The following is a 17,337-nucleotide window of genomic DNA, read 5'->3' on the forward strand; positions in this document are numbered from 1 at the left end:
GGTCAAGTCGGAACCGGTGCCTTCCGATGATCGATCGGTGAGCACATCGTCCGGGACCGTGCCCGAGGTCGCGACCCCCCGGCTCATGGCGTTCACCACGGGCGCCTTCTACGTCGCCGGCGGCTCCGCGGTCGTCCTCACCACGACGAGCACCTGGCCGCACCCCGGTGCCCGGGGCGGAGCCATCCTCGGCCTGGCCACGATCGCGGTGGTCGTCGGGACGATGCTCCTGACCCGTGGACTCCGGCTACCCCGTTGGGCCTTCCACGTCGTGGTGGGGCAGGCGGCCCTCATGCTCGCCTCCGGGGTGGTCCTCAGCTCCGACGACACCACCGCGCTCGGCGTCGCCGGGGTCTTCGTGTTCTGCGCGATCGACAACCTGTACTTCTTCTCCCGCAACCACGCCGTGGCCCACACGGCCCTGCTGCTCGTCGCGGTCGCCGGCAGCCTGCTCTGGCGCGGGATCGACCCGGGCGTCGTGGCGGCGCTGGTGCTCGTCCAGGTGGCGGTCGTCACCGTCATCGGGCGCCTGGTCCAGCGGGCCTCGCACGGCACCCGCGACAGCCTCACTGAACTCCTCAACCGCCGGGGTCTCGACGAGCGCTTCGAAGAGGCCGTGGCGAAGGCCCACCGCAACGGCACCTCCCTGGCGCTCGCCGTCGTCGACGTCGACCACTTCAAGGAGGTCAACGACTCCGGTGGGCACGCCGCCGGCGACGCCCTGCTGGTCTCCCTCGCCGAGGTCCTCACGCAGAGCCTCGCGGACCACGGTCCCCCGGGAGCCGTGCTCGCGCGGCACGGCGGGGACGAGTTCGCGCTGGTCCTCCCCGGGTGCGACCAGGAGGCCGCGGCGGCGGTGGCCGAGTCGCTGCGACGCGCCGCGCTCCCCGCCGGGCTCTCGGTCGGCGTCGCCCAGCGACGGGCCCACGAGGACGCCGGCAGCCTGATGCGCCGTGCCGACGCCGCCCTCTACGACGCCAAGGCGGCGGGACGGGGCCGCGTGGCCGTGCCCGCCAGCGGCGACGACGGTCTCGTGGAGGACCTCCGGGCCGCCCTCCTGTCCGGTGGGTTGTCCGTCGCCCTGCAACCCGTCGTCGTCCCCGGGACGGGCGAGGTGGTCGGGGTCGAAGCCCTGGCCCGGTGGAACCACCCGACCCGCGGTCCGGTCCCACCGACGCAGTTCATCCCGCTCGCCGAGGCGAACGGGCTGGTGAAGGAGCTGGACCTGGCGGTGACGGCCCTCGCCTGTGCGGACGCCGTCCGGATGCGGGAGGCCCTCGGCCGGGACCTGCTGCTGACGGTGAACGCCTCCGGGCAGCACCTGGTGGACCCGGACTTCGTCGCGGAACTGCTGCGGATCCTCGCCGAGACGGGCTGGTCCGCGCACGACCTCGTCGTCGAGGTGACCGAGAGCACGGTCGAGGCCGCGTCCGTGGCGACCCGGGAGACCCTGGAGGAACTCCGCGCCATCGGCGTGCGGACCGCCATCGACGACTTCGGCACGGGCTACTCCGCGTTCAGCCAGCTCGACGCCCTGCCGGCGGACTTCCTCAAGCTCGACCGGGACTTCACCTCCCAGATCACCGTCAGTCCCCGACGCCGGGCCGTGCTCGGCGGGCTGATGCGCATGTCGCACGAACTGGGTCTGCTGGTCATCGCCGAGGGTGTGGAAACCGCGGAGCAGGAGGCGGAACTCGTCGCGCTGGGCTGCCCGCTGGCCCAGGGGTACCTGTTCCACCGGCCCCTCCCGGTCGGGGAACTGCTGCAGATCCTGCTCCGGGACGCGCCCCCCGTCCCCGCCCACCACGTGCTGACGCCCATCCGTGACATCTGAACACGGAGAGTATTGTTTTCCGCTCTGACGCATGAACTTCCACCGGAGAGCAATCCGTTCGGCCCAGTGCCCCGAAGGACGGGTGACCGGCGCACGAGGCCGGCCGACACGACGGTCCGGTGCTGTCACGACGAGACACCGTGACCGAGCTCGCGCGACCCACCCGATTCACCGGAGGAACCGTGTTCGGAAACAAGCTCGTCAAGACCATGATCGACCGCAGTGCCGAGACCGGCGCCGACCGACGCAACTTCCTGCGCACCGCAGGTCTGGCCGGCCTGGGCGTCGCCGGCGCGGCTGCGGTGGGCACCGGAGGCGCCTCGTCCGCCTTCGCCGACAGCAACCCGCCCAGCTCCGCCCAGCCCAACGGTCAGACGGCCAACGGTGAACTCATCTCCGACGCCACCATCCTGAACTTCGCCCTGAACCTGGAGTACCTCGAGGCGGAGTTCTACTCCTACGCCGCGTTCGGCCACGGCCTCTCGAACAGCGACATCGACGGCAACTACAACATCGGTGCCGTCACCGGTGGCTCGAAGGTTCCCTTCAAGTCGTCCTCCGTCCGCAAGATCGCGGAAGACATCGCCCACGACGAGGTCGCCCACGTCAAGTTCCTGCGTTCGGCGCTGGGTACCGTCAAGGTCGCCCGTCCCACCATCGACCTCGTCGGCTCCTTCACCGCCGCCGCCCAGGCCGCCGGGCTGATCAAGGCCGGTCAGTCCTTCAACCCGTTCGCCGACGAGGCCAGCTTCCTGCTCGGCGCGTTCCTCTTCGAGGACGTCGGGGTCACCGCCTACAAGGGTGCCGCCCCGCTCATCACGAACAAGACCTACCTGGACGCCGCCGCCGGCATCCTCGCCTTCGAGGCGTACCACGCGGCCACCATCCGCACCACGCTCGTGGCGCGCGGACAGGGCGCTGCCGCCGACGCGATCTCCAACGCCCGCGACTCCCTCGACGGGCCGACCGACCTCGACCAGGGCGTCAACGGCTCCAAGGGCTCGATCATCGTCGCCCCGGGCGACGTCAACGGTGTGGCCTACTCCCGCACCTTCGGCCAGGTGCTGAACGTGGTCTTCCTCAACCCCGGCAAGACCGACCGTGGCGGGTTCTTCCCCGACGGTGTCCACGGTGACATCCGCGCCTCCGACGCGCACTGACACCAGTTCCGCCGTTCGGCCCGGTACCCGTGGGTGCCGGGCCGTTCGACGTCCCGCTCTACTGCGGGTCGGCACGTCCGTAGATGGTGCGCAACCACACCGTCAGCAGCACCTCGACGGCGTCCCCGGGTTCCAGCGCGGGCTGCTGAGCGGTGAACGAGGAGTGCAGGACCCGCTCGTTCATCCAGTTCAGGGCGATGGCGAGGTCGCGGGCGGGTGGACCCGCCGGCGCGGCACCGCGGGCGCGTTCGGCGTCGATCTCCGCCGCGGTCTCCGCCACGAAGCGTTCCATCACACCGTTCCAGACGTCGCGGACCGCGCCGCTGGTGGCCCGGGCCTCCGCGGCGGCGAGGGTGACCGCGCGGTGGGTGCGGAACGGGTCCTGGATCGCGTGGATGATCTGGCGCCAGCGGTCTGCGGTGCCCGCCGCGGGAACGCGCAGCGCCTCGTCCCGACGGGCCCGGGCCTCGGCGACGACCCCGTCGAGCAGCGCGAGCAGCACCGCCTCCTTGGAGGGGAAGTAGAAGTAGAACGTCGGCCGGGACAACCCGGCCCCCCGCGCGAGGTCGTCGACGGAGACGGTGGCGTAGGGACGTTCGCCGAACAGCCGTTCCGCCGTGTCGAGGATCGCGGTCTCCCGGTCCTCGCTGCGCGGACGGGGGGCGCGACGTCCCCGCGCGACGGCGGTCGGTGGTGTGCTCACGCGCTCGACCCTAACCCGCGACGACCGCTCCCGGACGTCGTCGTCGACACCCTGTTGACAGAGTCGACAGGGTGTTGAAAGGTAGTCGCCGTGGACAACGGCGAACCGCTCGAACACCTCGACGTCCTCGTCGTGGGGGCCGGCCTCTCCGGGATCGGCGCGGCCTGCCGGCTGCGGCAGAAGCTGCCCCACCACACGTTCGCCGTCCTCGAGTCCCGCGGCGCGATCGGCGGGACCTGGGACCTGTTCCGCTACCCCGGCGTCCGGTCGGACTCCGACATGTACACCCTGGGGTACTCCTTCCGCCCCTGGCGCGGCGGCAAGGCCATCGCGCAGGGCGCCGACATCCGCGAGTACGTGACCGAGACCGCGCGGGAGTTCGGCGTCGAGGAACGCGTCCGCTTCCACCACCGCGTGCTGGCCGCCGACTTCTCCCGCGCGACCGCTCGCTGGACCGTCGTCGTGGAGCGGCCCCGCGCCGGCGGAGGTTCCGAGACGGTGCGCCTGACGTGCAGCTTCCTGCTCAGCTGCACCGGCTACTACCGCTACGACGAGGGGTACACCCCCGAGTTCCCGGGGGCCGGTGAGTTCGGCGGACGGATCGTCCACCCGCAGCACTGGCCGACCGACCTGGACACGACGGGCCGGCGCGTCGTCGTCATCGGCAGCGGCGCCACGGCCGTCACCCTGGTCCCGAACCTCGCCCGGGACGCCGAGCACGTGACCATGCTGCAGCGTTCCCCGAGCTGGGTCCTGGCCCTGTCCTCCCGCGACCACCTCGCGGACCGGTTGCGCGGTCGGGTTCCGGAGGGTCTGGCCTACGCCCTCGTGCGGACGAAGCACATCGCCCTGGCCACCGCGACGTACCAGTTCACCCGACGGTGGCCGCGCCGGGCCCGCGAGGTGCTGCGCGAACGCGTCGCGGCCCGCCTCCCCGAGGGTTTCGACGTGGAGCGCCACTTCACCCCCGACTACGACCCGTGGGACCAGCGCGTCTGCTTCGTCCCCGACGGGGACCTGTTCCGGGCGCTGCGGTCGGGACGGGCGTCGGTGGTGACCGACGGGATCGAGACCTTCACCCCCACGGGGATCCGCCTGACCTCCGGTGCGGAACTCCCCGCCGACGTCGTCGTGACCGCCACCGGCCTCAACCTGCTCTTCCTCGGCGGGATGGCACTGTCGGTCGACGGCGAACCCGTCGATCCGGCCGACCGCGTCACCTACAAGGGGATGATGCTGTCGGGGGTGCCGAACCTGGCCTTCGCCCTGGGCTACACGAACGCGTCGTGGACCCTGAAGATCGACCTCGTCACCGAGCACGTCTGCCGGTTGCTGGCCCTGATGCAGCGGCGTTCGCACCGCATCGTCGTCCCCCGGGAACCGGCTGCGGGGCAGCGCGAACCGCTCATCGACCTCGATTCCGGCTACGTGCGCCGGGCCGCCGGTCTCCTCCCCTCCCAGGGTGGGGCGACGCCGTGGCGGCTGCACCAGAACTACCCGCTCGACGTCGTCGGGCTGCGCCACCGCCGCGTCGACGACACCGCCCTGGAGTTCTCGTGAGCGCACCGGCCCTCGAACCCGCGCGTCACGTCACCCTGGCCCACGGGATCCGCGCGCGCTACCGCGTGCAGGGCAGCGGTGCGCCCGTCCTGCTGCTGCACGGGATCGGGTGCAGCCTGGAGGACTTCGACGAGCAGGTGGCGCTGCTCAGCCCGCGGTACCGCTGCTGGGCGGTGGACCTCGCGGGTTTCGGCGGCAGCGACCCGTTGCCCGTCCCGGGGTCGGTGCCGCGGTTGGCGGCGTTCGTCGCCGCGTTCTGCGACGCGGTCGGTCTGCGGGAACCCCTCCACGTCGTCGGGAACTCCCTCGGCGGGGCCGTCGCCCTGCAGTTCGCGGCGGACGCTCCGGAACGGGTCCGCAGCCTCGTCCTGGCCGACCCCGCGGGTTTCGGCCGCCGCGTCACCGCGGCCCTGCGGGTCATCACGGTGCCGTGGCTCGGTCCACGGCTGCTGGCGCCCCGTCCCGGTGCCTCCCGCCGCACCCTGCGCGGCGTCTTCCACGACGCGGCGCTCGTCACCGCCGACCGGGTGGAACACGCCGACGCACTGAGCCGACGCCCGCACGGGGTGCGGGTCATGCACGAGACCGCCCGGTCCCTCGGGACGGTCCTCGGGGTGCGGTCCCGCTGGCGCCGGGACCTGCTGCGCGCGGCCGCCCGCCACCCCGTCCCGACGCTCGTCGTCTGGGGCGGCGAGGACCGGGTCCTGCCGGTGGAACAGCTCGACGCCGCCCGCACCGCACTCCCCCACGCCCGGACCCACGTGTTCCCCGGCACCGGGCACATGCCGCAGATCGAACGGGCCGAGGAGTTCGCGGCGCTGCTCGCGGAGTTCTGGCCGGAACCGAACCCCCTCGGAGGACGACGATGAACGAACTGCCCACCACCATGCGCGCCCAGCGCCTGCACGTCCCGACCCGCACGATGTCGGTCGAGGACGTCCCCGTCCCCCACCCGGGTCCGGGCCAGGTGCTGATCGAGGTCGCGTTCTGCGGCATCTGCCACTCCGACCTCGCCCTGCTCGACGGCTCGTTCACCGATCCTCGCGGGCCCGAGACCATCACCCAGGGCCACGAGGCCTCGGGCACCGTCGCCGCCCTCGGCGAGGGCGTCACCGGGTGGGAGGTCGGTGACCGCGTGGTGCCGGCCGCCGGGCGGCCGTGTCGCCGGTGCGACCGCTGCCGCCGGGGAGACCTCGTGAACTGCGACCGGCTGCTGCTGATGGCGTTCGCCTACGACGGCGCCTGGGCGCAGTACACCCTCGCCGAGGCGGGCGGCCTGACCCGCGTTCCCGACGGGGTGTCCCTCGACCAGGCCGCGCTGCTCGCCGACGCGGTCTCCACGCCGTTCGGCGCCGTCGTGCACACCGCGGACGTCCGTCCCGGGGAAGCCGTCGGCGTCTGGGGCGTCGGTGGGGTGGGGACCCACCTGGTGCAGCTCGCACGACTCGTCGGTGCGGTGCCCGTCGTCGCCGTCGACCTCGACCCCGAGGTGCGCGAACGCTCCCTGACCGTCGGCGCCGACATCGCCCTGGACCCGAACGACCCGGACCTGCGCGAGCGCATCGCCGAGGCCACCGGCGGCCACCTGCTGGACGTCGCCTTCGACGCCGTGGGCCTCGCCTCCACCTTTGAGCAGGGGCTGGCGATGCTGGCGCCGCGCGGGCGGGTCGTGGGGGTGGGGCTCAGCGGGCAGCCCCTGTCGCTGGGCACGTCGATGGAGTTCAACCTGTCCCGCAAGAAGGCCCTGGGGCACCTGGGTTACCGGAACTCCGACATCGGGACGCTCGTCCGGTTGCTGGCCGGGGGGCGCCTCGACCTCTCGCGCTCGGTCAGCGCCGTCGTCCCCCTGGAGGACGTCGCCGACGGGGTCCGTCGGCTGCACGAACGGCAGGGGAACCCGGTTCGGATCCTGGTGCAACCCTGACCCCGGACCGTGGCGTTGCGCCGTCCGCGTGACCCGACGGGTTTCGGCGACGCAGTGCGTGCGAGATGACGGGACGCTGGTTCCATGCGCCTCGGAACCAGCATCTTCCTCATCGCCCTCGGAGCGGTCCTCAGCTTCGCCGTGACGTTCTCCGTCTCGGGCCTCGACCTTTCCACGGTCGGGGTCATCCTCATGGTCGTCGGCGTCCTCGGCGTCGTCCTCGAGTTCGCCCTGTTCCGGCCCCGCACCCTGCGCTCGACCAGCGTGACCAGCACCGACCCGGCCGCGGGCGTCACGACGTACCGGACGACCCGCGACCTCTGAACCGTTGTCTCAGCGGGGTTGCGGTGCGTGGTCGCGGGGGACGACCTCGGACTCCACCGGCGGCGGGGGCGGGGTTCCGTCCCCGAACGGGCGACCGCCCAGCGCCTCACGACCGTGGGGTTCCCACCACCCCGACAGGTCGGGGCCGGCGGGCACGACGCCGGTCGGGTTGATGTCGCGGTGGACGCGGTAGTAGTGGGCCTTGATGTGGGTCACGTCGGTCGTGTCCCCGAAACCGGGCGTCTGGTACAGGTCGCGGAAGTAGGCCGAGAGCACCGGCATCTCGGACAGCTTCGAGCGGTTGCACTTGAAGTGCCCGTGGTAGACGGGATCGAAGCGCGCCAGCGTCGTGAACAACCGGACGTCGGCCTCGGTGATGGTGTCGCCGACCAGGTAGCGCTGGGTCTCCAGACGCTCGGACAGCGCGTCCAACCGTGTGAAGAGCCGGTCGTAGGCACGGTCGTAGGCGTCCTGGGTGCCCGCGAAACCCGCCCGGTACACGCCGTTGTTGACGTCGCGGAACACGTCCTTGTTCACCGCGTCGATCTCGTCGCGCAGGTGTTCCGGGTACAACTGGGGGGCGCCCTCGCGGTGGAACTCGCTCCACTCCAGCGACAGGTCGATCGTCATCTGCGGGAAGTCGTTGGTGACGACCTGCCCCGTGGTCACGTCGACGATCGCGGGGACGGTGATCCCCCGGTCGTAGCCGGGGATGCGGGCGAAGAACGCCTCCTGCAGGCGCTCGATGCCCAGCACCGGGTCGCGCCCGCCGGGGTCGAGGTCGAACGTCCAGCTGCGCTCGTCGTGCGTCGGTCCCGCGATGCCCATCGACAGGGCGCCTTCGAGGCCCAGCAGGCGCCGCACGATGATCGCCCGGTTCGCCCACGGGCAGGCCCGGCTCACGATCAGGCGGTAGCGGCCCGCCTCGACCGGGTAGCCGTCCCGGCCGTCCGCGGTGATGCGGGTCTCGATGTAGCGCTGGTCGCGGCGGAAGTCGCCGGTGGGGTTCACGTAACCCGTGTTGCCGTCGTCGGTGCTGGTCGAGCTCACGTCGGTCCTCCGCTGGTCAGGTAGTACAAGATTCAACCAGATCCACGGCCGTCCCGCACCTCGGGCCCCCGGACACGGAGTGTCGTCCTCGCGCCGTACAGGCCGCACACTGCAGAGGGGACGCAGGGATGCGCCCGCCTGACCCGTCGACAGAGAGAAGAACGTGAAGATCGTCTACTACAGCTTCGGAGGGCGCTACTCCGACAACCCGCGAGCCCTGCACCAGCGCGCACTGACCCGGGACGAGCTCGACGTCGAGCACGTCTGGCTGGCCCACGCCCGCCACGCGGACTCGTTCCCCACCGGCACCCGCACCGTCCCCGTGGGCACCCCCGAGGCCGTGGCCGCGCTGGAGTCCGCCGACGTCGTGTTCGCCGACAACCACCTCCCGCGGTGGCGCAAGGGCCCGGGCACCACCTACGTGCAGACCTGGCACGGGACGCCGCTCAAGCGCATCCACCGCGACGCGCACTTCCAGACCGACGACACGGCCCTGATGGACCTGCTCGACGAGGACGTGACCCGCTGGGACGTCCTCGTCGGCCCGAGCGAGGCCGGCGCCGTCGCGCTGCGCGCCGCGTTCGGCCACACGGGTGCCGTGCCGGTCACCGGCTACCCGCGCAACGACGCGCTGCTCGCCCCGGACGCGGCCGCCCGCCGCGCCGCCGTGCGCGCCGAGCTGGGCCTGCCCGAGGGACGCACCGCCGTCCTCTACGCGCCCACCTGGCGCGACGACGACCGTCTCGAGGGCGCCGAGGCCTACCGCCTCCCCCTGGACCCCGACCGCTTCGCGGAGCGCCTGGGCGCCGACCAGACGCTGCTGCTGCGCCTGCACCACCTCGTGCCGGAGGCGCTGCGCGGCGGGGAGGTGCCCGGGGTGGTGGACGTCTCCACCCACCCCGACATCAACGACCTCTACCTGGCCGCCGACGTGCTGGTGACGGACTACTCCTCCGCCATGTTCGACTTCGCCCTGACCGGGAAGCCGATCCTGGTCTTCGCCTACGACCTGGAGCACTACCGCGACGTGCTGCGGGGGTTCTACTTCGACCTGACCGGGATCGCTCCCGGTCCGGTCCTGCGGTCCTCGGAGGAGGTCCTCGACGCGCTCGCGGACCTCGACGCCGTGAGCACCGCCTCGAAGGAGCGCTACGAGGCGTTCCAGGAGATGTTCAGCCACGCGGAGGACGGCCACGCCGCCGACCGCGTCCTCGATCTCGTGTACCGACGCAAGGAGGTGGGTGCGTGAGCCGCTCCCAGAACGTGCAGGCCGTCGTCCTCGCCGCGGGTCTCGGGACCCGCCTGGGCCGGCCCCTGCCGAAGTCGCAGACCGTGCTCCGCGACGGACGCACGATCATGCAGCAGCAGCTGGACAACGTCCGGACCGCGCTCGGCGACGGTGCGCGCGTCGCCGTCGTCGTCGGGTTCAAGGCCAACGTGATCATGGAGGCGCACCCGGAACTGCGGTTCGCCTACAACGAGCTCTTCGACTCAACCAACACCTCGAAGAGCCTGCTCCGCGCGCTGGAGACCTCCCACCCGGGCGGCGTCCTGTGGATGAACGGCGACGTCGTGTTCGACCCGCGCGTCCTGCGCCACGTGCAGCCGTGGCTGGACCGCGACGAGACCTTCGTCTGCGTCAACACGGAAGCCGTGGGCGAGGAGGAGGTCAAGTACACCGTCGACCCCGAGGGTTTCGTGCGGGAACTGTCCAAGACCGTCACCGGCGGGCTCGGCGAGGCGGTCGGCATCAACTACGTCAGCGCCGCCGACAAGGCCGTCCTCGTCGAGGAACTCCGCGCCTGCGCCGACACCGACTACTTCGAGCGGGGGCTGGAGACGGCCATCGCCCGCCGGGGCCTGCACGTCGTCCCGATCGACGTGTCGCGCTACGACATCGTCGAGGTCGACTTCGAGGACGACCTGCGCCGCGCGGACCGCATCGAGGCCGAACACCTGTGGCTGGAACCGTTCGTCGGCTGAGGCTGCGGTAGCGGGGACCGGTCGGGGTGAGCCCCCGGCCGGGCCCCGATCCGGACTCACGTCCCGTCGCCCTCCCGCGGTTCCAGCCGCACGAAGTGCGCAGCGCGCCCACCGCCGGGCCCGCGGGCGACCGTGTCCCCGGCCGCCGCGGCCGCGTCGGACTGGGTGGAACCGACCTTGGCCACGATCTCCTCCGTCGCGCGTGCGGTCTGCTGGGCCAGTTCCTTCACCTCACCGGCGACGACGGCGAAACCCTTGCCCATCTCCCCCGCCCGGGCGGCCTCGATCGTCGCGTTGAGGGCCAGCAGGTTCGTCTGCTCCGCGATGGAGGTGATGAGCTTCACGACCTCCCCGATCTCGCGGGAGGAGGCGGAGAGGCGGTCCAGGGTGTCCCCGGCCGCACCCGCCGCGGCGACGGCACCGGCCGCGGTCATGGACGCCTCGGCGGTGGAGGTCGCGATCTCGCGGATGGCGGCGGACATCTCGTCCCCGGCCGCGGCGACCGTGCCGATGTTCGCGGAGATCTCCTCGGTGGCGGCGGAGACGACCTGGGCCTGCGCGGCGGCCTTCTCGGCGCCGGAGGAGAGCTGGGTGGCGACGGTCGTGAGTTCCTCGCTGGACCCCGCGAGGGTGCCGGCGTTCGCCGAGATGCGGCGCACGGTGTCGGTGAGACGGTCCATGGTGGCGTCGAGGGCGACGGCGAGGCGGGCCACCTCGTCCTGCCCGGTCAGGGCGACGCGCTGGTCGAGACGACCGGCGGCGAGACCCTGCACGACCGCGAGGGTGCGGGCCAGCGGGCGGGTGATGGAACGCGCCACCAGGGGCGCGGTGACCGCGGCCAACACCAGGGCCAGGACCGTCGCCGCGAGCAGGACGGCCTTGAGCCGCGCCTCGCGGGTGGCCGCCGCCGCCTGGGCGTCCTCGGTGCGGGCGTCGACGCTCCCAGCCAGCGCCTCCGTGCTCTTCAGCAGCGCGCTCCACGACGCGTCGAGGGGCCCGTTGAGGGTGGCCCAAGCGGTCGCCATCGACTCCGGGGTGCCCTGGGCCACCTGGCTCACGAAGGTGTCCTGGACCGCGAAGAAGTCCTTCCACTCCGTCCGGGCCTGGTCCAGCACCGTGCGCTCCGACGCCGTCAACGCCTCCTCGTCGAAACCGTCGAGCAGGGCGGTCCCCGCCTCGCGGTCGGTCTTGAGACCCGTGACGTTGGCGCCCGCCGGGTCGACGGCCGCAGCGGGGCTCTCGGCCTCCGCCTGCGCGTACAGCCAGCCCTGCCAGCCGCTGACGTCGGCGTCGTAGTAGCGCAGCTACTGCACCTGGCGGGAGACCGCGTCGAGGCGCTGCAGGTCGTCGGTGGTGTTCCCCTGCTGGTCCAGCGCCCAGGTGCCCAGACCCCCGGCGACCGCCACGCACGCGGCGACGGCCCCGAAGCCCAGAGCGAGGCGTCGGCCGACCGAGGCCGAGAGGGGGTTTCCGGTGCGGGCGGTGCCGGGCTGGGCGGGACGGGTGGGGATGCCGGGGAAGCTCACCGTCTTCTATCGGTAGCCGGGGGACGCGATCCAGCTCGTCGGGGCCGTCAGGTGTTCGCGCACTCGAGCGACGCCACCCGCCGGAAGTCGTCATCCGACAACGTCACCGGGCGACCTCCGGAGGAGGGTCTCGACCCGACGGAGGGCTGCCGCCCGCCGCTGTGCCGTCGCCAACTGCCGGGCCACCGTCCAGTCGAGGCGAGGGGCGAGCGCCGAGACGGCCTCCCGTTCCGCCGAGAACTCCGGGGCGTGCAACGGGCCGTGGCCCAGGTCGAGAACGGTCTGCTCGACCGTGCCGACGAGCAGCGGCCCGATCTCGGTGGGAACGGCTTCCGCGTCGAGGAGGTCGGTGCGGCGCATCAGGAAGCGAACCGTTCGCCCACCCTCGACGACCACGGCACGGTGCTGCCGGGGCACCGCGACGAGGGCTTCGCCGAGCGCGCGTGGGACGGCGCCGTGCAGGCGGGCCGCGCTCATCCCGACGACCACGGCCTGGTCCGCGCCGAACACCGCCGCGCCGATCCCGCCGGCGAGCACTTCGAGATCCGGTGTCCACCCGCTCGCCTCACGCCCCGACGGCGGTACCGCGTAGACGCCGCCGGTGAGGCGCAGCAGCAGTCCGGCGTCGGTGAGGCGCTTCAGCTGGGGCCGGGGCGCGCTGTAGACGGCGGCAGCGTCCCGCGTGGTCAGGACACGCGGCGAGCGGCGGGAGATGGCGATCGGCAAGCCCACCGCGCGGTTGCGCTCTGATCCGGTGGTTCTCGACACACGCAAAACGTACCTCGAGAGAATACGATCTGCATGATCGTGGGGGCAGTACTCACAGCGGCGCCGTCATGCGACTCCTGCGCCGACACCACGCCGAACGGTCAGGCCACCGAGTTCCTGTCGCGGAAGAGATCCAACACCAGACGCACCGCGAGACCTTACGTGCAACAATCTGGTCAGCAACATCGCGAAGAACCACGAAAACCAGCACGAGGAGGAGCCGTGGCACGCACACGCACCCCTCTGCCCGTCGCCAGGGCGCTCACGACCGTCGGCACCCAGCTCGCGACGTGGCGTCGCTTGCGCAACCTCACCGTCGAGCAGGTCGCAGACCGGGCCGGTCTCTCCCGCGGAACGGTCAGCGCTCTCGAGAACGGCCGCGGAGCCAGCCTGGAGAACACCTTGCGCGTCGCACGCGCTGTCGGCGTGCTCGACCTGATCGTCGGAGCCGCCGATCCCTACGAGACGGACCTCGGACGCGCCCGCGCCGACGAGCGGCTCCCGCAGCGGGTCCGCACGCCACGCACCCCGCCGGTCACCGATGCCTGACGGCGACGCCGCGACCAGCCCCGTGCCGCGGACGGTGGACGTCCACGTAGCCGTCGACGGTGCCGATCTGCGGGCCGGCCGCCTCCACGGACACGCCGGGCGCAGAGCCGAGTCCGCGACGTTCACCTACGCCGACACCTACCTCGCAGATCCCCGCGCCTACGCACTGGAACCCGCCCTCCCCTTGACGGCCGGCCCGCAGCAGACACCAGCCGGTCTGGCGATGTTCCGGTCCTTCGGCGACACGTCTCCCGATCGGTGGGGCCGCCGACTCGTCGAGCGCGCCGAACGCCGACGCGCGGCAGCCGACGGCTCCGCCTCCAGACGACTCACGGAACTGACCCTCCTCCTGGGAGTTCGTGACGACCTACGTCAAGGAGCGCTGCGGTTCGCAGACCCCGCGACGGGACGGTTCCTCGCCGAGGAGTCGACCGGCGTCCCCGCCCTGACCGACCTCGGAGACCTGCTCGCGCTGGCCGACGGGATCGAGGACGAGGAGACGACCCTGAGCGACCTCCGCGTGCTGTTGCGGGCCGGTAGTTCCCTGGGTGGCGCGCGCCCGAAGGCCCACGTCAGAACACTGGACGGTCGCATCGCGATCGCCAAGTTCCCCAGCGCCAACAGCGACACCCACGACGTGATGGCCTGGGAGAAGACCACTCTGGACCTGGCTGGATCCGCGGGAATCGACGTGCCGGGGAGTCAGCTGCTGAACATCACCGGACGTTCCGTCCTCGTCGTGGATCGTTTCGACAGGAACGACCACGGCCGGGTGGGTTACGCGAGCGCCATGACGCTGCTCGAGACCCGCGATGGTGAGCGCGGAACCTACCTCGACATCGGCGCCGCCATCGAGGAGAACTCACCCCACGCGACCCGGGACCTGCACCAGCTCTGGCGTCGCGCGGCCTTCGGGGTCCTCGTCTCCAACACCGACGACCACCTGCGAAACCACGGTTTCCTGCACCGCTCCGCGGGATCGTGGTCCCTCTCCCCCGCCTTCGACCTCAACCCCGACCCTGCACCTGGGCCGAAGCAACTCGCCACCGCACTGGCCGACGTCTCCGACCCCAGGGCCCGCGTGGACGTCCTCCTCCAGATCGCCGGGGAGTTCCGCCTGGCCCCGGAGCAGGCGAGGGGCGTGCTGTCCGAGGTGCTGGCCGCCACCGATCGATGGCGGACGGTGGGGCGCTCCCACGGGTTGCGGGAGGCGGAACTGCGCCGCATGGCGCCGGCGTTCGAGCACGATGAGGTGGAGGCAGCGCGGGTTGTGGTCGCCTCGACGTGACGTCGTCACGCACGTCCCCCACACCCGCGTTCGCGTCAGCCGGCATGAGCTGGGCTCAGCGAAGCGGTCGGCATCAACCACGTCAGCGACGCCGACAAGGCCCTCCTCGCCGAGGAACTCCACGCCTGCGCCGACACCGACCACTTCGAGCCGGGGCTGGCACCGTTCAGCCCCTGAGGTGATCCGACTCCGGCGACCGGCCACGAGGACGTGGTCGGTCGCCGGAGCCGTTCTCCTGCGGTGGCGGCGGGGTAGGTGGCCCCGGCCGTGGTCTGGTCCTCGCCGTCCGCGGTGTGGTCAGCGCCCGGTGGCGGGGACGACGACGGTGACCGTCGCCGACGCCCTTCCTGTCCCGGCGGCCGACGTCGCGGTCACCGTGAACACGTACTGGTGCTTGGCCTCGACGGGGTAACTCGCCGACGTCGCGGTGACCGAGACGCTGCGCTGCACCACCCCGTCGCGCTGCACGGCCACGGTGTAGCCGGTGATGGGCGCCCCACCGTCGACGGGCGCCTTCCACGCCAGGGCGACGTTCGGCCCGGTGCGGACGGCGGTGACGCCGGCGACCTGGCCGGGAACGGTCCGCGGGACGAGGGCGGCGCTGGTGGTCTCGGTGCCGAACCCGTACTGGTTGCGCGCCTTCACCCCCACCGTGTAGCTGCGGCCGTTGACCAGCCCGTCGACGGTGACCTTGCCGACGTTGGCGGCCATCGTGCCGGTCTGCAGCACGGTCCCACCGGAGGAGATCGTCACCTGGTACCCGGTGACGGGGACGCCGGCGACAGCCGCGGGCGGGGTGAAGCTCACCCAGAGCGAACGGTCGCCGGTACCGCTGCCGGTCAGGGTCACGGCACCCGGCGCGACCGGCGCGGGGGCGACGGTGAACGCCTTGGGTGCGGAGGCCGCCGACGTCCCGGCACCGTTCGACGCGGTCACCGTGTACGTGTAGGAACCGGCCGGCAGGGCAGGAGTCCGGGTGCTCGTGGTCGTGCTCGTCCCCGTCCACACCACCGTCGTCCCCGACGTGACGTTGACCCGGTACCCCGTCACGGCGGGACCACCGACGGGAGCCGTCCACGTCAGGGCGGCGGAACCGCCGTCGAGGATGGCGGTGAGCCCCGTCGGGGCGGCGGGGGCAGCGGCGGTGGGGGCAGGCGTGGGGGTGGTGGCGCCGAAGGTCACCGCCACGGTGGCGTTCTCTCCCACCGCGGAACCCACGGTGAAGCGCAGCCGCCCGGACGCGGTGGTGAACGTGGCGCCCACGGGGATCACCTGGTTCCAGTCGCGGGTCGACCCGGTGGGGGTGGGGTCGAGCACGACGGAGGCGTTGTAGGGGGAGGTGGTGTCCTTGCGCAGCACGCGAACCCCCGCAGCGGGAGCGTAGGGGCTGGCGAAGACCCGGGCGTCGGTCCCGACGTTCGCGCGGTACTCGAGGTAGTAGACGTCGGAGCCGTCGACGACCTTGACCCCCTTGACCGCCGGCGTCGCCGTGGAGCCCACGGCCTGCAGGGTCACGTTCGCCGCCGCGGTCACGGTCTGCACCTGCCCGGGGAAGAGGGCGGGCTGCTGGTCACGGTGGACGACGTCGAGCGCCCCGGTGCCGATGGCGTCCTGGGCGTCGGACCAGCCCATGACGTCGAAGACGTCCCCGTAGGGGACGTACGTGCCCCCGGTGGTGCCCGGGTCGGGGGCGCTCGCCGTGCCGTAGCGGGCGTTGGCGTGGTCGAAGCCCATGTTGTGACCGAGTTCGTGGGCGATGACCGACTGGGAGATGTCGGCGACGTAGGCGGCACCGCTGCTGGAGGCGTCGGCCCCGATGGTCCCCTTGCCGTAGGCGCACCCGTTCGCCGCGGACCCGGCCGATCGGGGGAACACGGTGAGGACGTGCTCGGCCGGGGCCCCCGTGTAGCCGGTGGCGTTCGCCGCCGCGGACCAGATCGAGGTGAAGTCCCCGCACCCGTAGGGGGAACTCGTCCAGTCGGCGACGGTGTCGACGACGAAGCTCACCTGCCCGTTCGTCACCGACGACCAGTAGGTGGAGGCCTTGCCGATCGCGGCCCGCACGTCGGCCACCGAGTAGTCACCGGGACTCGTGCCCTTCGGCGCGACGAGGGCCACCTTGAGGTGCTGGACCCGGCTGCCGCCGGTGGGGGCCGCCAGGGTGCGGGCGGCGGAGCCGAGCACCTCCTCGACCTGCACCGCAGCGGGGTTCGCGATCGACGCGGAGACCCGCAGGGTGACCTTGGCGCCGTTCGTCAGCCGGTTCGCCACGTCGCCGGTCAGGGGGACGAAACCGGTGGCGGTCCTGAGGAGCGTTCCCGCAGCACCGGAGTCCTCGTCGTCCAGGCGCAGCACGGTCCCGGTGACGTCCGCGGTCCGGCCCGGAGCCACGACCCGCTGCGGCGCCGTGCCCGTCGCGGGCACGCCGGCCTCGGCGCCCACGCCCGCGGTGGGTCGAGCCACCGCCAGTCGGGCCGCGGTGTGACGCGTCGTGGGGTGACCCGACTGCGCGAACGCCGGCGTGGCGGACGCCACCGCCACCCCGGCCAGCACGCACGTCATGGCCATCGTCCGTCGGAAACGCACAGCGCCTCACCCTCGTCGGGGCTGCGGTGGCGGCCCGGTACGAGAGGTTTCGGCGGTGCGGGGGGTGACCGTGATCGGCCGG

The 17,337-nt window shown here is 72.4% G+C and carries 16 protein-coding genes; 10 read left to right on the forward strand and 6 right to left on the reverse strand.

Annotated elements, in window-relative coordinates; translation table 11 throughout:
- Positions 1–37: 37 nt before the first annotated feature.
- Both SJY07_RS10560 and SJY07_RS10565 read left to right on the forward strand, forming a co-directional pair.
- Entirely contained in the window at positions 38–1,834 is a 1,797-nt protein-coding gene (locus tag SJY07_RS10560) for a putative bifunctional diguanylate cyclase/phosphodiesterase (RefSeq protein WP_380158928.1), read from the forward strand.
- 182 nt (positions 1,835–2,016) lie between these two features.
- Positions 2,017–2,994, forward strand: a complete 978-nt coding sequence (locus SJY07_RS10565) for a ferritin-like domain-containing protein (RefSeq protein WP_328294313.1) — start codon at positions 2,017–2,019, stop codon at positions 2,992–2,994.
- 58 nt (positions 2,995–3,052) lie between these two features.
- Here the strand turns inward: SJY07_RS10565 and SJY07_RS10570 are convergent, their stop codons facing one another.
- Positions 3,053–3,697 (reverse strand): helix-turn-helix domain-containing protein, encoded by a 645-nt coding sequence (locus SJY07_RS10570; RefSeq protein WP_328294312.1) that lies wholly within the window; start codon positions 3,695–3,697, stop codon positions 3,053–3,055.
- A 90-nt stretch (positions 3,698–3,787) separates the two neighbouring features.
- On the opposite strand from SJY07_RS10570, the gene SJY07_RS10575 reads away from it, so the two are divergent.
- The 4 genes from SJY07_RS10575 to SJY07_RS10590 all read left to right on the forward strand — a co-directional run bounded on the left by SJY07_RS10575 (position 3,788) and on the right by SJY07_RS10590 (position 7,505).
- Complete coding sequence (locus SJY07_RS10575; RefSeq protein ID WP_380158930.1) at positions 3,788–5,257, forward strand: flavin-containing monooxygenase; 1,470 nt, start codon at positions 3,788–3,790, stop codon at positions 5,255–5,257.
- Positions 5,254–6,126: an alpha/beta fold hydrolase gene (locus SJY07_RS10580; RefSeq protein WP_380158932.1), complete on the forward strand. Its 873-nt coding sequence runs from the start codon at positions 5,254–5,256 to the stop codon at positions 6,124–6,126. Before SJY07_RS10575 ends, SJY07_RS10580 begins: the two co-directional genes overlap by 4 nt.
- 5 nt (positions 6,127–6,131) lie before the next feature.
- Positions 6,132–7,181 (forward strand): zinc-binding dehydrogenase, encoded by a 1,050-nt coding sequence (locus SJY07_RS10585; RefSeq protein ID WP_380162264.1) that lies wholly within the window; start codon positions 6,132–6,134, stop codon positions 7,179–7,181.
- Between the two features lie 84 nt (positions 7,182–7,265).
- Positions 7,266–7,505, forward strand: a complete 240-nt coding sequence (locus SJY07_RS10590) for a DUF6458 family protein (protein WP_328294308.1) — start codon at positions 7,266–7,268, stop codon at positions 7,503–7,505.
- A gap of 9 nt (positions 7,506–7,514) precedes the next feature.
- Here SJY07_RS10590 and SJY07_RS10595 read toward each other — a convergent pair whose 3' ends face one another.
- Positions 7,515–8,555 carry a glutathione S-transferase family protein gene (locus SJY07_RS10595; RefSeq protein ID WP_380158935.1) on the reverse strand — a complete coding sequence of 347 codons (1,041 nt, stop codon included), beginning with the start codon at positions 8,553–8,555 and terminating at the stop codon, positions 7,515–7,517.
- Between the two features lie 163 nt (positions 8,556–8,718).
- Here SJY07_RS10595 and SJY07_RS10600 point away from each other — a divergent pair, with 163 nt between their 5' ends.
- Positions 8,719–9,804 (forward strand): CDP-glycerol glycerophosphotransferase family protein, encoded by a 1,086-nt coding sequence (locus SJY07_RS10600; RefSeq protein WP_328294306.1) that lies wholly within the window; start codon positions 8,719–8,721, stop codon positions 9,802–9,804.
- On the forward strand, positions 9,801–10,538 hold the full coding sequence (locus SJY07_RS10605; protein ID WP_380158937.1) for an NTP transferase domain-containing protein: 738 nt from the start codon (positions 9,801–9,803) through the stop codon (positions 10,536–10,538). The genes SJY07_RS10600 and SJY07_RS10605 overlap by 4 nt, the downstream gene beginning before the upstream one ends.
- A gap of 56 nt (positions 10,539–10,594) precedes the next feature.
- Here the strand turns inward: SJY07_RS10605 and SJY07_RS10610 are convergent, their stop codons facing one another.
- The 3 genes from SJY07_RS10610 to SJY07_RS10620 form a co-directional block, all read right to left on the reverse strand.
- A complete protein-coding gene (locus SJY07_RS10610; protein ID WP_380158939.1) occupies positions 10,595–11,674 on the reverse strand; it encodes a methyl-accepting chemotaxis protein in 1,080 nt (359 codons plus the stop codon).
- 168 nt (positions 11,675–11,842) lie between these two features.
- Positions 11,843–12,064: a hypothetical protein gene (locus SJY07_RS10615; RefSeq protein ID WP_380158941.1), complete on the reverse strand. Its 222-nt coding sequence runs from the start codon at positions 12,062–12,064 to the stop codon at positions 11,843–11,845.
- Between the two features lie 90 nt (positions 12,065–12,154).
- Positions 12,155–12,832, reverse strand: a complete 678-nt coding sequence (locus SJY07_RS10620) for a type IV toxin-antitoxin system AbiEi family antitoxin domain-containing protein (RefSeq protein ID WP_380158943.1) — start codon at positions 12,830–12,832, stop codon at positions 12,155–12,157.
- Between the two features lie 222 nt (positions 12,833–13,054).
- On the opposite strand from SJY07_RS10620, the gene SJY07_RS10625 reads away from it, so the two are divergent.
- Complete coding sequence (locus SJY07_RS10625; RefSeq protein WP_328294301.1) at positions 13,055–13,381, forward strand: helix-turn-helix transcriptional regulator; 327 nt, start codon at positions 13,055–13,057, stop codon at positions 13,379–13,381.
- The gene (locus SJY07_RS10630; RefSeq protein WP_380158945.1) at positions 13,374–14,669 is read left to right on the forward strand and encodes a type II toxin-antitoxin system HipA family toxin; all 1,296 of its coding nucleotides are present in this window, start codon (positions 13,374–13,376) and stop codon (positions 14,667–14,669) included. The genes SJY07_RS10625 and SJY07_RS10630 overlap by 8 nt, the downstream gene beginning before the upstream one ends.
- 297 nt (positions 14,670–14,966) lie before the next feature.
- On the opposite strand, the gene SJY07_RS10635 is transcribed toward SJY07_RS10630, so the two are convergent.
- Positions 14,967–17,255: a M57 family metalloprotease gene (locus tag SJY07_RS10635; protein ID WP_380158947.1), complete on the reverse strand. Its 2,289-nt coding sequence runs from the start codon at positions 17,253–17,255 to the stop codon at positions 14,967–14,969.
- Positions 17,256–17,337 lie beyond the last annotated feature (82 nt).

Source organism: Kineococcus sp. R86509 (assembly GCF_042466365.1).
Taxonomy (GTDB): Bacteria; Actinomycetota; Actinomycetes; order Actinomycetales; family Kineococcaceae; genus Kineococcus.

What these genes read in the sequence shown, in the direction of transcription:
- SJY07_RS10590 (WP_328294308.1), top strand. Translation starts at nt 7,266, where the DNA reads ATGCGCCTCGGAACCAGCATCTTCCTCATCGCCCTCGGAGCGGTCCTC.
- SJY07_RS10630 (WP_380158945.1), top strand. Translation starts at nt 13,374, where the DNA reads ATGCCTGACGGCGACGCCGCGACCAGCCCCGTGCCGCGGACGGTGGAC.